Genomic DNA, 18,284 nt, shown 5'->3' with positions numbered 1-18,284 from the left:
CTGCGGCTCAGTCGTTCGACGGGAAGCCGAGGTTGATGCCGCCGTGCGACGGGTCGAGCCACCGGCTCGTGATCGCCTTCTGGCGGGTGAAGAAGCTCACGCCGTCGGCCCCGTACGCCTTGTGGTCACCGAACAGCGAGTTCTTCCAGCCACCGAACGAGTAGTAGGCGACGGGCACCGGGATCGGGACGTTGATGCCGATCATGCCGACCTGCACGTCGCGCTGGAACCGTCGGGCTGCTCCGCCGTCGTTCGTGAAGATGGCGGTGCCGTTGCCGTACGCGCCGGAGTTGATGAGCTCGAGGCCCTCTTCGTAGGTGGCGACGCGCACGACGCTCAGCACCGGACCGAAGATCTCCTCGGTGTAGACGCGGCTGGTGGTGGGCACCTGGTCGATCAGCGTCGGGCCCAGCCAGAAGCCGTTCTCGTCGCCGTCGGGTCGGACGGTGCGGCCGTCCACCACAACCACCGCACCGTCCTGCTCTGCGACCTCGATGAACGAGGCGACCTTGTCACGGTGCTGCTTCGTGACGAGCGGGCCCATGTCGCACCCGCGACGACCGTCGCCGATGCGCAGGGTGGCCGCGCGGTCCTTGATCTTCTGGATGAGCTCGTCGGCCACCGGCTCGACGGCGACGACGACCGAGATCGCCATGCAGCGTTCACCGGCCGAACCGAAGCCCGCGTTGATCGCGTTGTCGGCGACCAGGTCGAGGTCGGCGTCGGGCAGGACGAGCATGTGGTTCTTCGCGCCGCCGAGGGCCTGCACGCGCTTGCCGTGCTTCGTGCCGGTCTCGTAGACGTACTGCGCGATGGGCGTGGAGCCGACGAACGAGATCGACTCGACGTCGTCGCTGGTGAGCAGACCGTCGACGGACAGCTTGTCGCCGTTGAGCACGTTGAAGACGCCGTCGGGCAGCCCGGCCTCCTTGAACTTCTCGGCGAGCCAGATGGCGGCCGACGGGTCCTTCTCGCTCGGCTTCAGCACGACGGTGTTGCCAGCGGCGATCGCGATCGGCAGGAACCAGAGCGGCACCATCGCGGGGAAGTTGAAGGGGCTGATGATGCCCACGACGCCGAGCGGCTGGCGGATCGAGTAGACGTCGATGCCGGTCGAGACCTGGTCGGAGAACTCGCCCTTCATCAGGCTCGGGATGTTGGTGGCGAGCTCCACGACCTCTTGCCCACGGGCGATCTCCCCCATGGCGTCGTCGATGACCTTGCCGTGCTCGCTCGTGATGATCTCGGCCAGCTCGGCCTTGTCGCGGTTCAGGATCTCGCGGAACGAGAACAGGATCGCCTGGCGCTTGGCCAGCGACAGGTTGCTCCAGCCGGGGAACGCCGCCTTGGCGCTGCCGATGGCCGCCTGGATCTCGGACTCGTCGGCCAGCGCGACCTGCTTGGTCGCGACGCCCAGCGCCGGGTCGTACACCGGTGCCGTCCGCCCCGACGAGGACGGGACGCGAGCCCCGTCGATCCAGTGCCCGACGGTGGTGGTGGTCGTGTCGGTGAGCGTCATGCGTTGGTTCCTTCCGAGATGGACGAGTCCATGGTGGTGGCGCCCGCGAGCCGAGCGGCTGGGTCGTGGGCATCTGTGGAGAACCCGGCCCGGGCCTCCTGGCTGTGGACGAGACCGGCGGCGACGTCCACGGCGGCGGCGACGTCGCCGTCCGAGGGGTAGAGCAGGGTGCGTCCGACGACCAGGCCACGGACGCCGGGCAGGGCCAGGGCGTCAGCCCACTTGGCGTACGTCTCCAGCGGGCGCGAAGCCGGGTCGCCGCCGAGCAGCAGCGTCGGCAGCGTCGTCGCGGCCATCACGCGCTCCATGTCGTCGACGACGGGGATCTTGAGCCAGCTGTAGGCGCTGGACTCGCCGAGGCCGGCAGCGATCGCCATCGAGGTGATCACGGCATCGGCCGACAGGTCGTTGACGACCCGGCCGTCCCGCCACTCGGACATGAACGGCTCGAGCATGATCGGCAGCTGGAGTGCCGCGGCCTCGCTGACGGCGCGGGCCGTGGCCTCGAGCGTCGGAGCGGTGCCCGAGTCCTCCAGCGCGATGCGCACCAGGAGCTTGGCGAAGTCGAGCCCGGAGTCCTTGATCGCCTGCGCCGAGTACGCGGTGTACCGGTCGTCCATCTCGAACGTCGCGCCGCGGAGTCCGCCGCGGTTCATCGAGCCGACGACGACCTTGCCGTCGAGGGCGCCGAGCAGTGCGAGGTCCTCGAGGATGTCGGGGGTGCCGAGCACGCCGTCGACCCCAGGACGACCGAGGGCCGTGACGAGCCGCTCGAGCAGGTCGTAGCGGTCCGCCATCGCGGACTCGTCGTCGCGCACCGCCAGCGCACCGCGGGCGGGGTGGTCGGCGGCGACGATGAAGAGCTTGCCGTCGTCGGCGAGCAGGGAGCGCTTGCGGCGGGCATCGAGCGTGGCACGCACCAGGTCCGGCTGCCCGGCACGGATGTCGCGGAGGCGCTGGAAGTCAGCGGGGCTGAGCTCAGGCATGGGTCTTCTCCTCGGTGTGCGTCTCACCCGTGTGGTTCGTGCCCTCGGCCGGGTTGTCGGTCAGGAACTGCTCGATCTCGTCGCTCGTCGGCATCGCCGTCGAGCACTCGAACCGCGTCGCGACGATCGCGCCGGCTGCGTTGCAGAACGCCAGGATCCGTTCGAGGCTCCAGCCCTGCAGCAGGCCGTGGGTCAGCGCGCCGCCGAAACCGTCGCCCGAGCCGAGCCCGTTCACGACGTCGATGTGGTGCGGACGGAACTCGACGAACTCGTCGCGGGTCTTCGCGAGCACGCCCTTCGGTCCCTGCTTGACGATCGCGATCTCGACACCGCGGTCGAGCAGGGCGTCGGCGGCACGGACCGGGTCGGTCTCGCCGACCGCGACCTCGCACTCCTCGCGGTTGCCGACGGCGACGGTGGCGTGCTCGAGGGCGATCGCGACCTCGCGCGTCGCGGCCTCGGGGCTCGACCAGAACATCGACCGGTAGTCCAGGTCCAAGACGGTGTGGGTCTTCGTGCTGTTCTGCGCGGCGGACCGGGCTTCGTACGCCACGTGGTGCGCCTGTCGGCTCGGCTCCTCGCTGAGGCCGGTCACCGTGGTCCAGAAGATCTTCGCGCGCTCGATCTCGTGCAGCGGCAGGGACTTCGCCGTGATCATCAGGTCCGGCGCCTTCGGGGCCCGGTAGAAGTAGAGCGGGAAGTCGTCGGGCGGGAAGATCTCGCAGAAGGCGACGGGGGTGTTCAGCCCCTCCACCGTTTCGACGAAGGCGTTCGCGACGCCGAACTCGGGCAACGTGCGGGCGATGTACCGGCCGAAGGGGTCGTTGCCCGTCCGGGTGATGACCGCGGCGTCCGCGCCGTGGCGAGCAGCGGCGATGGCGACGTTCGTGGCGCTGCCGCCGACGGACTTCGAGAAGGTCGAGACGTCCTCGAGCGGGCCGGTCTGCTGCGGGTAGATGTCGACGCTGACGCGTCCCATCGTGATCACGTCGTAGGCGTGGGGAGCTTGGTTCGTCATGCGACGCGGTGGACCTTCCGTGCGGCTTCATCGGCGGACGATCCCGACTGTACACCCTCTTTGCCCTAATGTCATGACATGGATTCCGCGGTCCGCCGCGTTGGTCCGGTGGCGCCGGTCACGCCGGTTCTGCGGGGCGCGCCGGAGTGCCGGGAGGCGCGGTGTCGGTGGGTTCTGCCAGGGTCGCGACATGCAGATCCTCGCCCTGGTCATCGGTCTCGTGATCGGCATCGCCGTCGGTGCGGTCGTCGCCTGGTCGCTCGCCCGCTCGCGCGCGGGCATCGACGCCGCGTCGGCCCGCGCGACGGCCGAGGCGCTCCGCGGCCAGCTCGAGGCAGTGCGACACGACGCCGAGGAACGTCTCGACGCCCAGGACACGCAGTACCGCCGCCAGGTCGACTCGCTCGAACGTCGCTCCGCCGAGCTCGAGCACCTGGTGCAGCGCATGCACGGCGTCGACGCGGCGCGCAACCAGAACGAGTCCAAGGTGCTCTCCGCGCTCAGCCCCGTGGCGCAGACGCTCGACGTGATGCGCACGAAGATCGCCGAGCTCGAGCAGTCGCGGAGCGAGCAGTACGGCGCGCTGTCGGCGCAGCTCCGGTCGGCCGCCGAGTCGGAAGAGCGCCTGCGCGCCACCGCCGACACCCTGGCCAGCGCCCTGTCGTCGAACAGCACGCGCGGCGTCTGGGGCGAGACGCAGCTGCGCAACGTGGTCGAGGCCGCCGGGCTGCTCGAACGCGTCGACTTCGACGTGCAGTCCTCCGTCACCACCGCCGTCGGCTCCGCCCGCCCGGACATGGTCGTGCACCTGCCCGGCGGCAAGACCATCGCCGTCGACGCCAAGGTGCCGTTCAGCGCCTACCTGCAGGCCGCCGAGATCCCGGCGACCGCCACCGGTGCCGAGGCAGCCCGACGCGACCAGCTCATCGCCCAGCACGTCAAGGCGCTCCGAGCCCACGTCGACGCCCTTGCCGCACGGGAGTACTGGACCGGCTACGACGCCTCCCCCGAGCTCACCGTCGCCTTCATCCCGTCCGAGTCGCTCATCTCGAGCGCCCTCGCCGCCGACCCCGGCCTGCTCGACCACGCCTTCCGCAAGCGCATCGCGCTCGCTTCACCCGTGACCCTGTGGTCCGTGCTCAAGACCGTGGCGTTCTCGTGGCAGCAGGACGTCGTCTCGCAAGAGGCGCACGAGCTCTTCAAGGTCTCCCGCGAGCTCTACGGCCGGCTGTCCACGATGGCCGGGCACGTCGACAAGCTCGGCCGCTCGATCCGGGGCTCCGTCGTCGACTACAACCGGTTCGTCGGGTCCCTGGAGCGCCAGGTGCTGCCGAGCGCTCGTCGGCTGTCGTTGCTCGACGAGTCGAAGGTCATCGCGGACCCGTCCCCGATCGAGGACGAGCCGCGGCTGCTCACGGCGCCGGAGCTCGTCGGCGCCGGCGACGAGGACTGACGGCCGCCGCGGCGCTCCTTGCTGCGAACGACGGTGCGAGTGGTCAGAGGGCCGCGCGGACCGTCTCGAGATCCGGGAACCCACGGAGCCGGTAGCGCGTCGGCCGGACCTCGAGTTCCTCGATCAACCCGGACGCCAGCTCCCGCAGCCGACCGAACGGCACGGGCTGTGTCTGCCCGTCGAGGGTCACGAGCACGATCGTGTCGACCGCGGCGACGACGGTCTCGACGTCCTCGGTCCACGACGAGTACGAGAAGGCCGGGTCGTCCTCGGCGAGCCGGGCGACCGAGACCGAACCGACGTGGACGTCCTCGCCCCGCCGGTCGAACGACTCCTGCAGGACGTCCTGCTGCAGGTTCGCGGCGGTCGCCGTCCAGAGCGCGCGGATCGTCCGGAGCTCGCCGTCGAGCGACGGGTGCTCGAACCGGACCCACCCGTCACCGCGCAGCACCATGGGCGGTCCGCTCAGGACCTCGCCCTCGTCGTCGGCCAGGATCTGCTGGGCGACACCGGCCGCGACCTGGAGCCCGTCCTCGTCCTGGTCGCCGGTGACGATGAACGTCGTCGGCGCGACCGGGAAGACCACTGCGCTGCCGCGGAACTCGATGCCCTGGAACGCCTGCGGTGCGAGTACGAGCACCACGGCGAGGTCGGGGTCCTGGATGACGATCGTGCCCGGCTGGATCACCGCCACGTCGCCTCCGGCCTGCTCCTGCGCGGCGGCGACGGCTGCACGCAGGACGTCGTCGTCCGCCCAGCCCATCTCGGCGAGCGCCGGCGCGGTGAGGATCGCACCGTCCTCGTCCGCCAGGATCACGCCGAGGTCGGGCGCCACCGGCACGACGTGCGGCAGCCGGTCGGCCGTGCCGTCCGCCTGCGCGTGCAGCGTGCGGATGCCCGCGGTGTCCAGTCCGACGATCCGTGCCGTTGTCGCAGTCATGCGTCGAGCCTACGCAAGGGCTCGCACAACGGGGCGCCGCCGGAAGACCGGCGACGCCCCGAAGCGGCAGACGATCGTCCGGCCTAGAACCACTTCTCCGCACGGTGGTCCGCCTGGATGCGGCGGATCGTGTTCGAGCGCGAGCGGAGCACGAGCGAGTCGGTGTGGATGACGCCGCGCGAACGACGCACGCCGTCGACCAGGACGCCGTCGGTGACGCCGGTGGCGACGAAGAACGTGTTGTCCCCCGTGACCAGGTCGTCCTGGTCGAGGACCTTGTCCAGGTCGTGGCCGGCGGCGATGGCGCGCTCGCGCTCCTCGTCGTCCTTCGGCTGGAGCTTGCCGAGGATCACGCCGCCGAGCGCCTTGATCGCGCACGCCGTGATGATGCCCTCGGGGGTGCCGCCGACACCGACGCACATGTCGATCGTCGAGCCGGGCAGTGCGGCGGCGATGCCGCCGGCGACGTCACCGTCGAGCAGCAGTCGCGTGCCGGCACCGGTCGCACGGATGGCGCGGATCAGTTCGTCGTGGCGCGGGCGGTCGAGCACGGCGACGACCATGTCCTCGAGGTCCTTGCCCTTGGCCTTCGCCAGCGCGCGGATGTTGTCGCCGATCGGCTTCTCGAGGTCCAGGACACCGCGCCCCTCGGGGCCGGCGGCGATCTTGTCCATGTAGAAGACGGCGGAGGGGTCGTACATCGAGCCGCGGTCCGAGACGGCCATCACGGAGATGGCGTTCTGGCGACCGGCGGCGGTGAGCGAGGTGCCGTCGATCGGGTCGACAGCGATGTCGCAGGCCGGGCCGTGACCGTTGCCGACGTGCTCGCCGTTGTAGAGCATCGGGGCGTTGTCCTTCTCGCCCTCACCGATGACGACGACGCCGTCGAAGTTCACCGTGCCGAGGAACTTGCGCATCGCGTCGACCGCGGCACCGTCGGCGAGGTTCTTCTCGCCACGCCCCACCCACGGCTGCGCACGGATCGCGGCGGCCTCCGTCGCACGCACGAGCTCGAGCGCGAGGTTGCGGTCGGGCTGGAGGAACAGGGAGCCGGTCTCAGTCGTGGGAGTCACGAGCCGAGCCTACCGACCGGCGGCCGACCCACGGTCCGGACACCGGGTCCGTGCACGCATGTGCACGCCGGACGTGAGCCGACCGCGTAACCCGGACCGCGCCTCCAGTCCGGCTGACTACGATCGGCGGGGACATCACCGAAGTCGAAGGAGATCCACGTGCCCATCGCAACGCCGGAACAGTACGCCGAGATGATCGAACGCGCGAAGGCGGGCAAGTTCGCGTACCCCGCGGTCAACGTCTCCTCCTCGCAGACCATCAACGCGGTCCTCCAGGGCCTGCAGGAAGCCGGTTCCGACGGCATCCTCCAGGTCACGACGGGCGGTGCGGACTACTTCGCCGGCCACACCATCAAGAACCGCGCAGCGGGTGCCCTCGCGATGGCGAAGTTCGCCCACGAGGTCGCGAAGAACTACGACATCACGGTCGCGCTGCACACCGACCACTGCCCGAAGGACGCCCTCGACGGCTTCGTCCTGCCGCTCATCGCCGCGAGCGAGGAAGAGGTCCGGCAGGGACGCAACCCGATCTTCCAGTCGCACATGTGGGACGGTTCGGCCGTGCCGCTCGACGAGAACATCGAGATCGCGAAGACGATGATCGAGAAGACGCGGAACATCAACGCGATCCTCGAGGTCGAGATCGGGGTGGTCGGCGGCGAAGAGGACGGCGTCCAGCACGAGGGCACGAACGACGCGCTCTACACCACACCGAACGACGTCGAGAAGGTCGTCGACGCGCTCGGCCTCGGCGACAAGGGCCGCTGGATCGCGGCGCTCACCTTCGGCAACGTGCACGGCGTCTACAAGCCGGGCAACGTCAAGCTCCGTCCCGAGCTCCTCGGCGAGATCCAGGCGTCCGTCGCGGCGAAGCACGGCACCGGCGAGAACCCCCTCGACCTCGTCTTCCACGGCGGCTCCGGATCGACCGACGACGAGATCCACGAGGCCGTCCGCAACGGCGTCATCAAGATGAACATCGACACGGACACGCAGTACGCGTTCACCCGCTCGATCGCGGACTCGATGTTCCGCAACTACGAGGGTGTCCTGAAGATCGACGGCGAGGTCGGCAACAAGAAGCAGTACGACCCCCGCGCCTGGGGCAAGGTCGCCGAGACCGCCATGGCGGCTCGCGTCGTCGAGGCCGCGAAGGTCCTCGGCTCGGCCGGTCACGCCAAGGGCTGAGCAGGTCCGTCCCGTCCGACCCGTCGCGAGACGCCGTCGTGTCCGCGAAACACCGCGGATTCCGGCGGCGTCTCGCGTTTCCAGGGGCGTCTTGCGATGACGCCGGCGTCTCGACGGACGGCCTGGAGGCACGGCTCGCCTCCGCCACGCTCGTCACGTGCCACGATGGTCGGGTGACCGTCGACGCCATCGCCTCCGAGTTCGCCCAGTTCGTCACCGAGTCGCCGACCGCGTTCCACGCGGCAGCGGCGACCCGTGACCGTCTCGTCGCTGCCGGGTTCACCGAGCTGTCCGAGCTCGACGCCTGGCCGACCGAACCCGGTGCGTACGTGGTGGTCCGCGACGGTGCTGTCATCGCGTGGCGGCTGCCCGACGGGGCCGACCCGACGACGCCGTTCCGGATCCTCGGCGCCCACACCGACTCCCCCGGCTTCCGCGTGAAGCCGAACCCCGGCGTGCGCACCGGGGGCTGGGAGCAGCTGGGCGTCGAGGTCTACGGCGGGGCGCTCCTGTCCACCTGGTTCGACCGTGACCTGCGGATCGCCGGCCGGGTCGTCGACGCCGACGGCAGCGTGCGGCTCGTCAGCACCGATGCCGTCGCCCGGATCCCCAACCTGGCGATCCACCTGGACCGTGGGGTGAACGACGGCAAGGAGATCGACCGCCAGCGCCACACCCTGCCGATCGTCGGGGTCGACGGCGACGCCGGTGGGACCTCTGTCGTGGAGTGGCTGCTCGCCCGGCTCGGCGAGGGTGCCGTGTCGTGGGACCTGTTCCTCGCGGACACCCAGGCGCCGGCCCGGATCGGCATCGAGCGGGAGTTCCTGGCGTCCGGCCGGATGGACAACCTGACGAGCGTGCACGCCGGACTCCGGGGCATCGTCGACGCTCCCACCGACGGTGACCACATCCCGGTGTTCGCGGCGTTCGACCACGAGGAGATCGGCTCGTCGACGCCGTCCGGTGCCGGGGGTCCGTTCCTCGAGGACGTCCTCGGCCGTGTGCAGGAGGGCCTCGGCGCCACCCGATCCGAAGCAGCCCGGGCGTTCCGTGCGTCCTGGCTGCTGTCGAGCGACGCCGGGCACCTGGTGCACCCGAACCAGCCGGAGAAGCACGACCCGACGAACCGTCCGCGTCCCGGAGCCGGTCCGCTGCTGAAGATCAGCGCGAACCAGCGCTACATGACCGAGGCGAAGGGCGAGGCCGTCTGGGCCGCCGCCTGCGAGACCGCCGGTGTGCCGTGGCAGCCGTTCGTCAACGTGAACACGATCCCCGGCGGCTCGACGATCGGCCCGATCGCGGCGACCCGACTCGGGATCCCGACGATCGACATCGGCGTCGGGCTGCTGTCGATGCACTCGATCCGGGAGCTCGTGCACGTCGACGACCTGGCCGCCCTGCACGGCGCGGTCGCGGCCTTCCTGGCCGGCTGACCTCCGGGCGGCGTAGGCGGGCCGGGGTGGTCGCGACTCCCTGTGCGCGCAGGGCCGAGCGGTCACGAAGTGTCGGTCGCGCCGATGCCGGACGACACTTCCTGACCACTCGACGGCGGGACCGCGGCGTGTTGCGACCGCTCGACCGCAGGTGCTGGGTGTGTCGGTGAGGCTGACGACGATCGCCGGAAGGGCACCGGCACCGCGACTGGCCGACGGACCGCCTGCCGAGTGGTCACGACTCCCCACGCGCGCAAGGCCGAGTGGTCACGAAGTGTCGGTTGCGCTGATGCCGGACGACACTTCCTGACCACTCGACGGTGGGCCCGCGGCGTGTTGCGACCGGTTGACGGCGGGTGCTGCGCGTGTCCGCGAGGCTGACGACGATCGCCGGAAGGGCACCGGCACCGCGGCTGGCCGACTGGCCGACGGACCAGCCGCCGAGTGGTCACGACTCCCCGCGCGCGCAAGGCCGAGGGGTCATGAAGTGTCGGTCGCGCCGATGCCGGACGACACTTTGCGACCACTCGACGGCGGGAACGCGGCACGTTGCGACCACTCGACGGCCGAGGGCGGGCGCGGCGAGCAGCCCGGCGGTCAGGCGGTCATGCGGTCAGGCGGTCAGGCGGTCAGGCGGTCAGGCGCCGGACTGTCGCAGCATGAAGTCGACGAAGGCCTGGTCCTGCAGGACCACGACGACGAACGCGATCGTGCTGATGGCCGTGGCGACGACCGCGCCGACCAGCGGCACCCAGAACGTCCGCTTCCGTGCCCGGAGCCGGCGGATGGACCACCAGGCGACCAGGGCGAAGACGACCACGTTGGTGATCGCGGCGATGACGGCGGCCGTGCTCAGGGCACTCGGGTCGTTCAGCGCCGTGTACTGGGTCTCGAGGGTGCGCCGCACGGTGGAGGCGACGTCACCGACCGACAGGGACTGCACCACGGAGACGAGTCCGAATGCCAGGAGCCCGACGGTGAGCACGAAATCGGCCGGCGTGCGGCCGAACCGGCTCCGTGGCATCGTCCGCTGCACCCCGGCAGGGGCCGCACCGGAGCGAGCGTCCGGACGAGCGTGGTCGGTGCGGACGCTGTCGCGCGGAGCAGCGTCGCGCCCGCCGACGGCCTTGGCCTGGTCCTGTCGCTCGCGGTCCTGCCGCTCCTGCCGCTCCTGCTCGACGAGGACCGGGTTCACCCAGCCTTCGGGCGCGTACTCGCCGTAGCCCGGGGCGGGACGGCCCTGTGGCCGACCGTTCGCGGGACCGGCAGGCGACGTCGGGGACGCTCCCCGGGCCTCCTGGCCGGAACCGACACCGGCGTCGCCGTGGTTCGCCGGGTGGCGGCGCGGCACCGAGGACCAGCCGTCCGCGCCGCTCATGCCCGACGCCCGCCGAGCGCGCGCGTCGGGTTGCCCGATGCGTCGGTGCGGAGTTCCTTGGGGAGCGAGAACATCAGGTCTTCGTGTGCGGTGACGACTTCTTCGACGGCGGCGTAGCCGGCGTCGGCGAGCTGTTCGAGCACCTCGGCCACGAGTTCTTCCGGCACGGACGCACCGCTCGTCACGCCGACCGTCTCGACGCCGTCGAGCCACTCCTGCTGGATCTCTTCGGCGTAGTCGACGCGGTGCGCGGCGCGGGCACCGTGCTCGAGCGCGACCTCGACCAGGCGGACGCTGTTCGACGAGTTCGCCGAGCCGACCACGATCACCAGGTCGGCACCGGGCGCGACCTTCTTGATCGCGACCTGGCGGTTCTGCGTGGCGTAGCAGATGTCGTCCGACGGGGGGTCCTGGATGGCCGGGAACTTCTCGCGCAGCAGCCGCACGGTCTCCATCGTCTCGTCGACGCTGAGCGTGGTCTGCGACAGCCAGACGAGGTTGTCCGGGTCCGGCACCGAGAGCGCCGCGACGTCGGCGGGGCCGCTCACCAGGATCGTGCGGTCCGGGGCGTGTCCCATGGTGCCCTCGACCTCTTCGTGGCCGGCGTGCCCGATCAGGATGATGGTGCGCTCGGCCTTGGCGAACCGGGTGGCTTCGCGGTGGACCTTGGTGACCAGGGGGCAGGTGGCGTCGATGGCGTGCAGGTCGCGGTCTGCGGCACCCGCGACGACGGCCGGCGACACACCGTGCGCGCTGAAGACCACGTGCGAGCCGCGGGGGACCTCGGCGACGTCGTCGACGAAGACGGCGCCGCGCTGCTCGAGCGTCGAGACCACGTGCACGTTGTGGACGATCTGCTTGCGGACGTAGACGGGCTCGCCGTACTGCTCCAACGCCTTCTCGACGGCGACGACCGCGCGGTCGACCCCGGCGCAGTAGCCACGGGGCGCGGCGAGCAGCACCTTCTTGGGGCCGGCGACCGGCTCGTCACGCAGTCGGCCCCGTGCCGCGTGCACACGCGGTGGGGCGAGCGGGACCGTGTGGCCGTTGGTGATCGTCACGTCCCCGATGATAGGTGAGCGGCACGCACGCGACCTGGGCGCGCGGGGTGCCTGTGGACAACACGACGTCCGTCCCCTGTCACCGGTCTCGGGCACGATGGACGTCCCAGCAGGACGAGGAGCGACATGGCGATCGAACAGGGCCCGCCGACGGCCGACAACCCGTGGCCGGTGGCGCTCCTCGGCGCGAAGCTCCGCGACTGGATCGACCGGCTCGGCACCGCCTGGGTCGAGGGCGAGATCACGCAGTGGAACGTCGCCGGCGGCAACGTGTACGGCAAGCTCAAGGACGTCGAGGTCGACGCCACCGTGTCGTTCTCCATCTGGTCGAGTGTGCGCTCCCGGGTGCCGGCCGACATCAAGCAGGGCGACCGGGTCGTCGCGGCGCTCAAGCCGAACTACTGGGTCAAGGGCGGCTCGCTGACCATGCAGGTCGTCGAGATGAAGCACGTCGGGCTCGGTGACCTGCTCGAACGCCTCGAGCGCCTCCGTCGCACCCTCGCCGAGGAAGGCCTGTTCGACCCGTCCCGCAAGCAGCGTCTGCCGTTCCTGCCGCACCGCATCGGCCTGATCACCGGCAAGGACTCCGACGCCGAGAAGGACGTCAAGCGGAACGCGCAGCTGCGGTGGCCCCAGGTGGAGTTCCGCACCGTGCACACCGCGGTGCAGGGCGAACGGACCGTCGCCGAGGTCACCGCGGCGATCCTCGAGCTCGAAGCCGACCCCGAGGTCGACGTCATCATCATCGCCCGTGGCGGCGGCGACTTCCAGAACCTGCTCGGCTTCAGCGACGAAGGACTCGTCCGTGCGGCGGCGGCGGCGTCGACCCCGATCGTCTCGGCGATCGGGCACGAGGCCGACCGCCCGATCCTCGACGAGGTCGCCGACCTGCGCGCCTCCACCCCCACGGACGCCGCCAAGCGGGTCGTGCCCGACGTCGCCGAGGAGCTCGCCAACGTGCGGGCCGCCCGCGCCCGGCTCGGGCTGCGGCTCTCGCACACGCTGTCGGTCGAGGCCGACCGGCTCGCCGCGCTGCGGTCGCGGCCGGCCCTGGCGTCGACCGCGTGGCTCGTCGACACCCGTGCGGAAGAGGTCGCGCGCGACCTGTCCCGCGCCCGCGAGCTGCTCGACCGCCGGCTCGAGCGCGGACACTCCGAGGTCGGGCACCTGACCGCTCGCCTCCGGGCGCTCTCGCCGCGCGACACCCTGCGCCGCGGGTACGCCATCGTGCAGCGGGCCGACGGGGGTGTCGTCCGGGGCACCGACGACCTGTCCGGAGCGACGCCGGTGCACGTCACGCTCGGTGCCGGCACGGCCACGGGCACGCTCGAACCGGACGGCCCCGGCCCGGACGGCTCCTGAGCACGACGGGTGTTCTCCACAGCCTGGGTCCGGGCGGCGGATCGTCGGTGGACGCTCGGTAGGATCGTCCCGTGCCATCCCAGCAGGAACCCGAGCAGACCGACGTCCAGTCGCTGAGCTACGAAGCGGCCCGCGACGAACTCGTGCGCGTCGTGAGCGAGCTCGAACAGGGCTCCGCGACCCTCGAACGTTCACTGGCGCTGTGGGAGCGGGGCGAAGCCCTCGCCGCCAGGTGCGAAGAGTGGCTCGTCGGTGCCCGCGCGCGACTCGACGCGGCCCGTGCCGCCAGCGATGCCCAGGACGGCTCCGGCCGATGACCGACCCGAACGGCCGTCCGATCGTCGCCGAGCTCGGTCGCCCCGAGACGGCAGAGGAGACCTGGGCGCGCAAGGACGCCGCCCGGACCGCCCGCCGGCAGCACCAGACCGCGTTCAACCTGGTCATCGCGCTCATCGCCTCGCTCGGCATCGTGCTGTTCCTGGTCGCCGTCGTCGTCCGGCCCGACACCACCGTGGACCGCACCGTCGACTACCAGCAGATCGCGGCCAAGGCCCAGGTCGACGACGTCACCCTGGTGGCGCCCCCGCTGCCCGACGGCTACAGCGCCAACCGAGCGGACTTCGCGAACAAGACCACCGACGGTGTGGACGTCTGGACCGTCGGCTTCGTGACCCCGGACAAGCAGTACCTCGGTCTGCAGCAGGGCATCGACGCCAACGCCTCGTGGGTGTCGAACCAGCTCGACCAGCGTCCGTCCACCGGTGACCGCACCATCGGCGACACGGAGTGGACCGTCTACGACCGCCGCGCCGAGGGCACCGACGCCGGCAACCACTCGTACTCGCTCGTCTCGACGTTCGGCAAGGACACGATCGTGCTCTCCGGTACCGCCGACGACAAGGCCTTCCGGACCGTGGCCACCGCCGTCTCCCGACAACTGACCGAGTAGACGACGACCGGCACGACCGCCGCCCGTCACCACCGCACCCGCCCCGCTGCGTCCCATCCGAACCGAGGAGTCCCATGCCCGACCGCGCCGCCTCCACCCCGTCCGACGCCCTGCGCCTGCTCGTCGACGGCAACGCCCGCTTCGCCGCCGACAAGCGCCGGATGGGCCGCGTGGACCCGGACCGCCGCACCGAACTCGAAGGATCGCAGTCGCCGTTCGCGACCGTCCTCGGCTGCTCGGACTCGCGGGTGCCGTTCGAGCACGTCTTCGACGCCGGCATCGGTGACCTGTTCGCCATCCGCAACGCGGGCCAGATCGTCGACGACGTCGTCCTCGGCTCGATCGAGTTCGCGGTCGTCGCGCTGGGAACTCCCCTGGTCGTCGTGCTCCGGCACACCCGGTGCGGTGCCGTCGCGGCCGCGCGCTCCGGTGAGCCCGTCCCCGCCCCGCACCTGCAGGCCCTCGTCGACGCGATCGCCCCGAGCGTCGAGAAGGTCCGGCGCACCGACGCCGAGCTGCCGCAGGAAGCCGTCGGCGCCGCACACCTCGAAGCGACCCTCCGCCAGGTGATCGAGCGCTCCGGCGCGGTCTCCGACGCCGTGGCCGAGGGTAGATTGGCCGTCGTCGGGGCGACCTACGACCTCGCCACCGGAGAGGTCACCATCGACACCGTCGTCGGCCAGGTCTGACCGACGCCGACCCCGACACCGACCCCGACGACGACCGCCCCGGCGACCCCGGGGCGCAGGCACGGGCCGGCGCGACCGCGACCGGCGAGCACCCCAGGAAGGACCACGACGACGTGACCGACACCACCCCGACCGAGTTCCGCATCGAGCACGACACCATGGGCGGGGTACGGGTGCCGAAGTCGGCGCTCTACCGTGCTCAGACCCAGCGCGCCGTCGAGAACTTCCCCATCTCGGGCACCGGGCTCGAGTCGGCGCAGATCGTGGCGCTCGCGCGGATCAAGCGCGCCGCGGCCATCGTGAACGGTGAGCTCGGCATCGTCGAGCCCGCCGTCGCCGACGCCATCGCGGGTGCGGCCGACCTGATCATCGGTGGGCAGCACCACGACCAGTTCCCGGTCGACGTCTACCAGACCGGCAGCGGCACGTCGTCGAACATGAACATGAACGAGGTGCTCGCGACACTGGCGTCCGACATCGCGGGTTCCGCCGTGCACCCGAACGATCACGTCAACGCCTCGCAGTCGTCGAACGACGTCTTCCCCACCTCCGTGCACGTCGCCGTGACGGAAGCGCTCATCCGCACGCTCGTGCCCGCGCTCGAGCACCTCGCCGAGTCGCTCGAGGCGAAGGCCACCCTGTGGGCCGACGCCGTCAAGTCCGGCCGGACGCACCTGATGGACGCCACGCCCGTCACCCTCGGGCAGGAGTTCGGCGGCTACGCCCGCCAGATCCGCCTGGGCATCGAGCGGGTGCAGGCGACGCTCCCCCGCGTCGCCGAGGTCCCGCTCGGCGGCACCGCGGTCGGCACCGGCATCAACACCCCCAAGGGCTTCCCGCAGCGGGTCATCGCCCAGCTCGCGAGCGACACCGACCTGCCGATCACCGAGGCCGTCGACCACTTCGAGGCACAGGGCGCACGTGATGCCCTGGTCGAGGCGTCCGGTGCGCTCAAGGTGCTCGCCGTCAGCCTGACGAAGATCAACAACGACCTGCGCTGGATGGGCTCCGGTCCGAACACCGGGCTGGGCGAGCTGCACATCCCCGACCTGCAGCCCGGTTCCTCGATCATGCCCGGCAAAGTGAACCCGGTGATCCCCGAGGCCACCCTGATGGTCGGCGCCCGGGTCATCGGCAACGACGCCACCATCGCTTGGGCGGGCGCATCGGGTGCGTTCGAGCTGAACGTCGCCATCCCGGTGATGGGCACGGCGCTGCTCGAGTCGATCCGCCTGCTGGCGAACAGCTCGCGGGTGCTCGCGGACAAGACCATCGACGGGCTGCAGGCGAACCTCGAGCGTGCCCGCGCCTTCGCGGAGTCCTCGCCGTCGATCGTCACCCCGCTCAACCGGGTCATCGGCTACGAGGCGGCGGCGAAGGTCGCGAAGTACGCCGTCGCCGAGGGCATCACCGTGCGCGAGGCCGTCGTGGCCCTCGGCCACGTGGAGCGCGGCGAGGTCACCGAGGCGCAGCTCGACGAGGCGCTCGACGTCCTCAGCATGACCCACCCGAACTGACGCGACGCTCCTGACACATCCCCAGGACGGACGGGAGGCCCGGTGCCAGCTGGCACCGGGCCTCCCGTCCGTCACGTGGCGGCCGACGCGCGCTACACCAGATCGGGCGAGTCCAGCAGGTCCGTGACCAGGGCGGCGATCGCGGAGCGCTCGGACCGCGTCAGCGTCACGTGCGCGAAGAGCGGGTGCCCCTTGAGCCGCTCGATGACCGACGCGATCCCGTCGTGCCGGCCGACCCGCAGGTTGTCGCGTTGCGCGACGTCGTGGGTGAGCACCACCCGCGAGTTCTGGCCGATGCGCGAGAGCATCGTGAGGAGCACGTTCCGTTCGAGCGACTGGGCCTCGTCGACGATCACGAAGGCGTCGTGCAGGGAGCGGCCACGGATGTGCGTCAGGGGCAGCACCTCGATCAGGCCGCGCTCGATCACCTCGTCGAGCACGTTGTCCGAGACCACCGAACCGAGGGTGTCGTAGACGGCCTGCGCCCACGGGTTCATCTTCTCGCCGGCGTCACCCGGCAGGAAGCCGAGGTCCTGCCCGCCCACGGCGTACAGCGGCCGGAACACCATGATCTTCTTGTGCTGCTGCCGTTCGAGCACCGCTTCGAGTCCGGCGCACAGGGCGAGCGCCGACTTGCCGGTGCCGGCACTGCCGCCGAGCGAGACGATGCCGATCTCGGAGTCGAGCAGCGCGTCGATCGCGAGCCGCTGCTCGGCCGAGCGCCCGCGGAGGCCGAAGACCTCACGGTCGCCGCGCACCAGGGCGACTGCTCCGGCGACGTGCACGCGGCCGAGCGCCGATCCACGCTCGGAGTGGATGACGACCCCGGTGTTCACGGGGACGCCGTCGAGCTTCGCGGAGCGGATCTCCTCTTTCTCGTACAGGTCGGACATCTGCTCGCCGGACACCTGCAGGTCGGCGATGCCGGTGTAGCCAGAGTCGACCGCGAGTTCGGCGCGGTACTCCTCGGCCGCCATGCCGATCGACGACGCCTTGACCCGGAGCGGCAGGTCCTTCGACACGACGACGACGTCGAGCCCGTCGTTCTTCAGGTTCGACGCGACGGCGAGGATGCGGGAGTCGTTGTCGCCGAGCTGCAGGCCCGACGGCAGGACGGACTGGTTGGAGTGGTTCAGTTCGACGCGGAACGAGCCGCCGTCGCCGATCGCGATCGGGAAGTCGAGCCGCTCGTGTTCGATGCGCAGTTCGTCGAGCAGCCGGAGGGCCTGCCGGGCGAAGTACCCGATCTCCGGGTCGTTGCGCTTCGCTTCGAGTTCGCTGACGACCACCACGGGCAGGACCACGGCGTGCTCGGCGAAGCGGAACAAGGCCCGCGGATCACTGAGGAGCACCGATGTGTCGAGCACGTACGTGCGCTGGGCGACCGATGTGGACGAGTCCGCGGTGTGCTGTTCCTGTGTTCCGCGAGAGACGTTCTGAGAGGTCACGACCACTCCATCCCCGGGCCGCGACGGGCCCGGTCCTGTCCTCGAACGCGGCCACGGAGCGGGTCCCGAAGCACCGACTGTGGCCGCTTCGATCGGGCGCGGTGCCCGATGGGGACAACGTACGTCCGGCCCCCGACACCCCGCCAGCGACACGCGGTTTCTGGAGTTACGGTCGCGTGAACAACGCGACCGCAGCTCGTGACGCGGCTGGTCACGAGTTGTCTGTTGCGACCGCTCCAGCCGACAGGTGGTGACCACCCGGCGGACGTG

At 70.9% G+C, this 18,284-nt stretch carries 16 protein-coding genes; 8 read left to right on the top strand and 8 right to left on the bottom strand.

Going from position 1 to position 18,284, the window contains the following annotated elements:
• Positions 1-7: 7 nt before the first annotated feature.
• Genes BIU95_RS13490 through iolC form a run of 3 tightly spaced genes read right to left on the bottom strand, consistent with a single transcriptional unit; the run spans position 8 to position 3,523 of the window.
• On the bottom strand, positions 8-1,519 hold the full coding sequence (locus BIU95_RS13490; RefSeq protein ID WP_071251905.1) for a CoA-acylating methylmalonate-semialdehyde dehydrogenase: 1,512 nt from the start codon (positions 1,517-1,519) through the stop codon (positions 8-10).
• Positions 1,516-2,505 carry a class I fructose-bisphosphate aldolase gene (locus tag BIU95_RS13485; protein ID WP_017887107.1) on the bottom strand — a complete coding sequence of 330 codons (990 nt, stop codon included), beginning with the start codon at positions 2,503-2,505 and terminating at the stop codon, positions 1,516-1,518. The genes BIU95_RS13490 and BIU95_RS13485 overlap by 4 nt, the downstream gene beginning before the upstream one ends.
• Complete coding sequence (gene iolC / locus BIU95_RS13480) at positions 2,498-3,523, bottom strand: 5-dehydro-2-deoxygluconokinase (protein ID WP_017887108.1); 1,026 nt, start codon at positions 3,521-3,523, stop codon at positions 2,498-2,500. Before iolC ends, BIU95_RS13485 begins: the two co-directional genes overlap by 8 nt.
• A 190-nt stretch (positions 3,524-3,713) precedes the next feature.
• Between iolC and BIU95_RS13475 the strand changes: the two genes are divergently transcribed.
• Positions 3,714-4,976, top strand: a complete 1,263-nt coding sequence (locus BIU95_RS13475; protein WP_071251904.1) for a DNA recombination protein RmuC — start codon at positions 3,714-3,716, stop codon at positions 4,974-4,976.
• Between the two features lie 43 nt (positions 4,977-5,019).
• Here BIU95_RS13475 and BIU95_RS13470 read toward each other — a convergent pair whose 3' ends face one another.
• On the bottom strand, positions 5,020-5,916 hold the full coding sequence (locus tag BIU95_RS13470; protein WP_071251903.1) for a hypothetical protein: 897 nt from the start codon (positions 5,914-5,916) through the stop codon (positions 5,020-5,022).
• A gap of 83 nt (positions 5,917-5,999) precedes the next feature.
• Positions 6,000-6,989 carry a class II fructose-bisphosphatase gene (gene glpX / locus BIU95_RS13465; protein ID WP_017886722.1) on the bottom strand — a complete coding sequence of 330 codons (990 nt, stop codon included), beginning with the start codon at positions 6,987-6,989 and terminating at the stop codon, positions 6,000-6,002.
• Between the two features lie 159 nt (positions 6,990-7,148).
• Between glpX and fbaA the strand changes: the two genes are divergently transcribed.
• Both fbaA and BIU95_RS13455 read left to right on the top strand, forming a co-directional pair.
• Positions 7,149-8,177, top strand: a complete 1,029-nt coding sequence (fbaA, locus tag BIU95_RS13460; protein ID WP_017886723.1) for a class II fructose-bisphosphate aldolase — start codon at positions 7,149-7,151, stop codon at positions 8,175-8,177.
• A gap of 173 nt (positions 8,178-8,350) precedes the next feature.
• Positions 8,351-9,610: a M18 family aminopeptidase gene (locus BIU95_RS13455; protein ID WP_071251902.1), complete on the top strand. Its 1,260-nt coding sequence runs from the start codon at positions 8,351-8,353 to the stop codon at positions 9,608-9,610.
• 637 nt (positions 9,611-10,247) lie between these two features.
• Here BIU95_RS13455 and BIU95_RS13450 read toward each other — a convergent pair.
• Together BIU95_RS13450 and BIU95_RS13445 are read right to left on the bottom strand one after the other, a co-directional pair.
• A complete protein-coding gene (locus tag BIU95_RS13450) occupies positions 10,248-10,988 on the bottom strand; it encodes a DUF6264 family protein (protein WP_071251901.1) in 741 nt (246 codons plus the stop codon).
• Positions 10,985-12,043 carry a 4-hydroxy-3-methylbut-2-enyl diphosphate reductase gene (locus BIU95_RS13445; protein WP_236559595.1) on the bottom strand — a complete coding sequence of 353 codons (1,059 nt, stop codon included), beginning with the start codon at positions 12,041-12,043 and terminating at the stop codon, positions 10,985-10,987. Before BIU95_RS13445 ends, BIU95_RS13450 begins: the two co-directional genes overlap by 4 nt.
• A 132-nt stretch (positions 12,044-12,175) precedes the next feature.
• Between BIU95_RS13445 and xseA the strand changes: the two genes are divergently transcribed.
• The 5 genes from xseA to BIU95_RS13420 all read left to right on the top strand — a co-directional run bounded on the left by xseA (position 12,176) and on the right by BIU95_RS13420 (position 16,566).
• The gene (gene xseA, locus BIU95_RS13440; protein WP_071251899.1) at positions 12,176-13,411 is read left to right on the top strand and encodes an exodeoxyribonuclease VII large subunit; all 1,236 of its coding nucleotides are present in this window, start codon (positions 12,176-12,178) and stop codon (positions 13,409-13,411) included.
• A gap of 71 nt (positions 13,412-13,482) precedes the next feature.
• Entirely contained in the window at positions 13,483-13,728 is a 246-nt protein-coding gene (locus tag BIU95_RS13435) for an exodeoxyribonuclease VII small subunit (RefSeq protein ID WP_017886728.1), read from the top strand.
• Positions 13,725-14,360: a DUF4245 domain-containing protein gene (locus BIU95_RS13430; RefSeq protein WP_042539417.1), complete on the top strand. Its 636-nt coding sequence runs from the start codon at positions 13,725-13,727 to the stop codon at positions 14,358-14,360. Before BIU95_RS13435 ends, BIU95_RS13430 begins: the two co-directional genes overlap by 4 nt.
• Positions 14,361-14,434: 74 nt before the next feature.
• Positions 14,435-15,049: a carbonic anhydrase gene (locus BIU95_RS13425; protein ID WP_017886730.1), complete on the top strand. Its 615-nt coding sequence runs from the start codon at positions 14,435-14,437 to the stop codon at positions 15,047-15,049.
• Between the two features lie 113 nt (positions 15,050-15,162).
• Positions 15,163-16,566, top strand: coding sequence for an aspartate ammonia-lyase (locus BIU95_RS13420; protein ID WP_083389380.1), 1,404 nt, complete (start codon positions 15,163-15,165; stop codon positions 16,564-16,566).
• 92 nt (positions 16,567-16,658) lie between these two features.
• On the opposite strand, the gene BIU95_RS13415 is transcribed toward BIU95_RS13420, so the two are convergent.
• A complete protein-coding gene (locus BIU95_RS13415; protein ID WP_175470777.1) occupies positions 16,659-18,020 on the bottom strand; it encodes a PhoH family protein in 1,362 nt (453 codons plus the stop codon).
• Between the last annotated feature and the right edge of the window lie 264 nt (positions 18,021-18,284).

The sequence above is a fragment of the Curtobacterium sp. MCBA15_007 genome (assembly GCF_001864905.1).
Taxonomy (GTDB): domain Bacteria; phylum Actinomycetota; class Actinomycetes; order Actinomycetales; family Microbacteriaceae; genus Curtobacterium; species Curtobacterium poinsettiae.
Note: the sequence above shows the minus strand (reverse complement) of the source record. Positions and strands in the feature narration are given on the sequence as shown.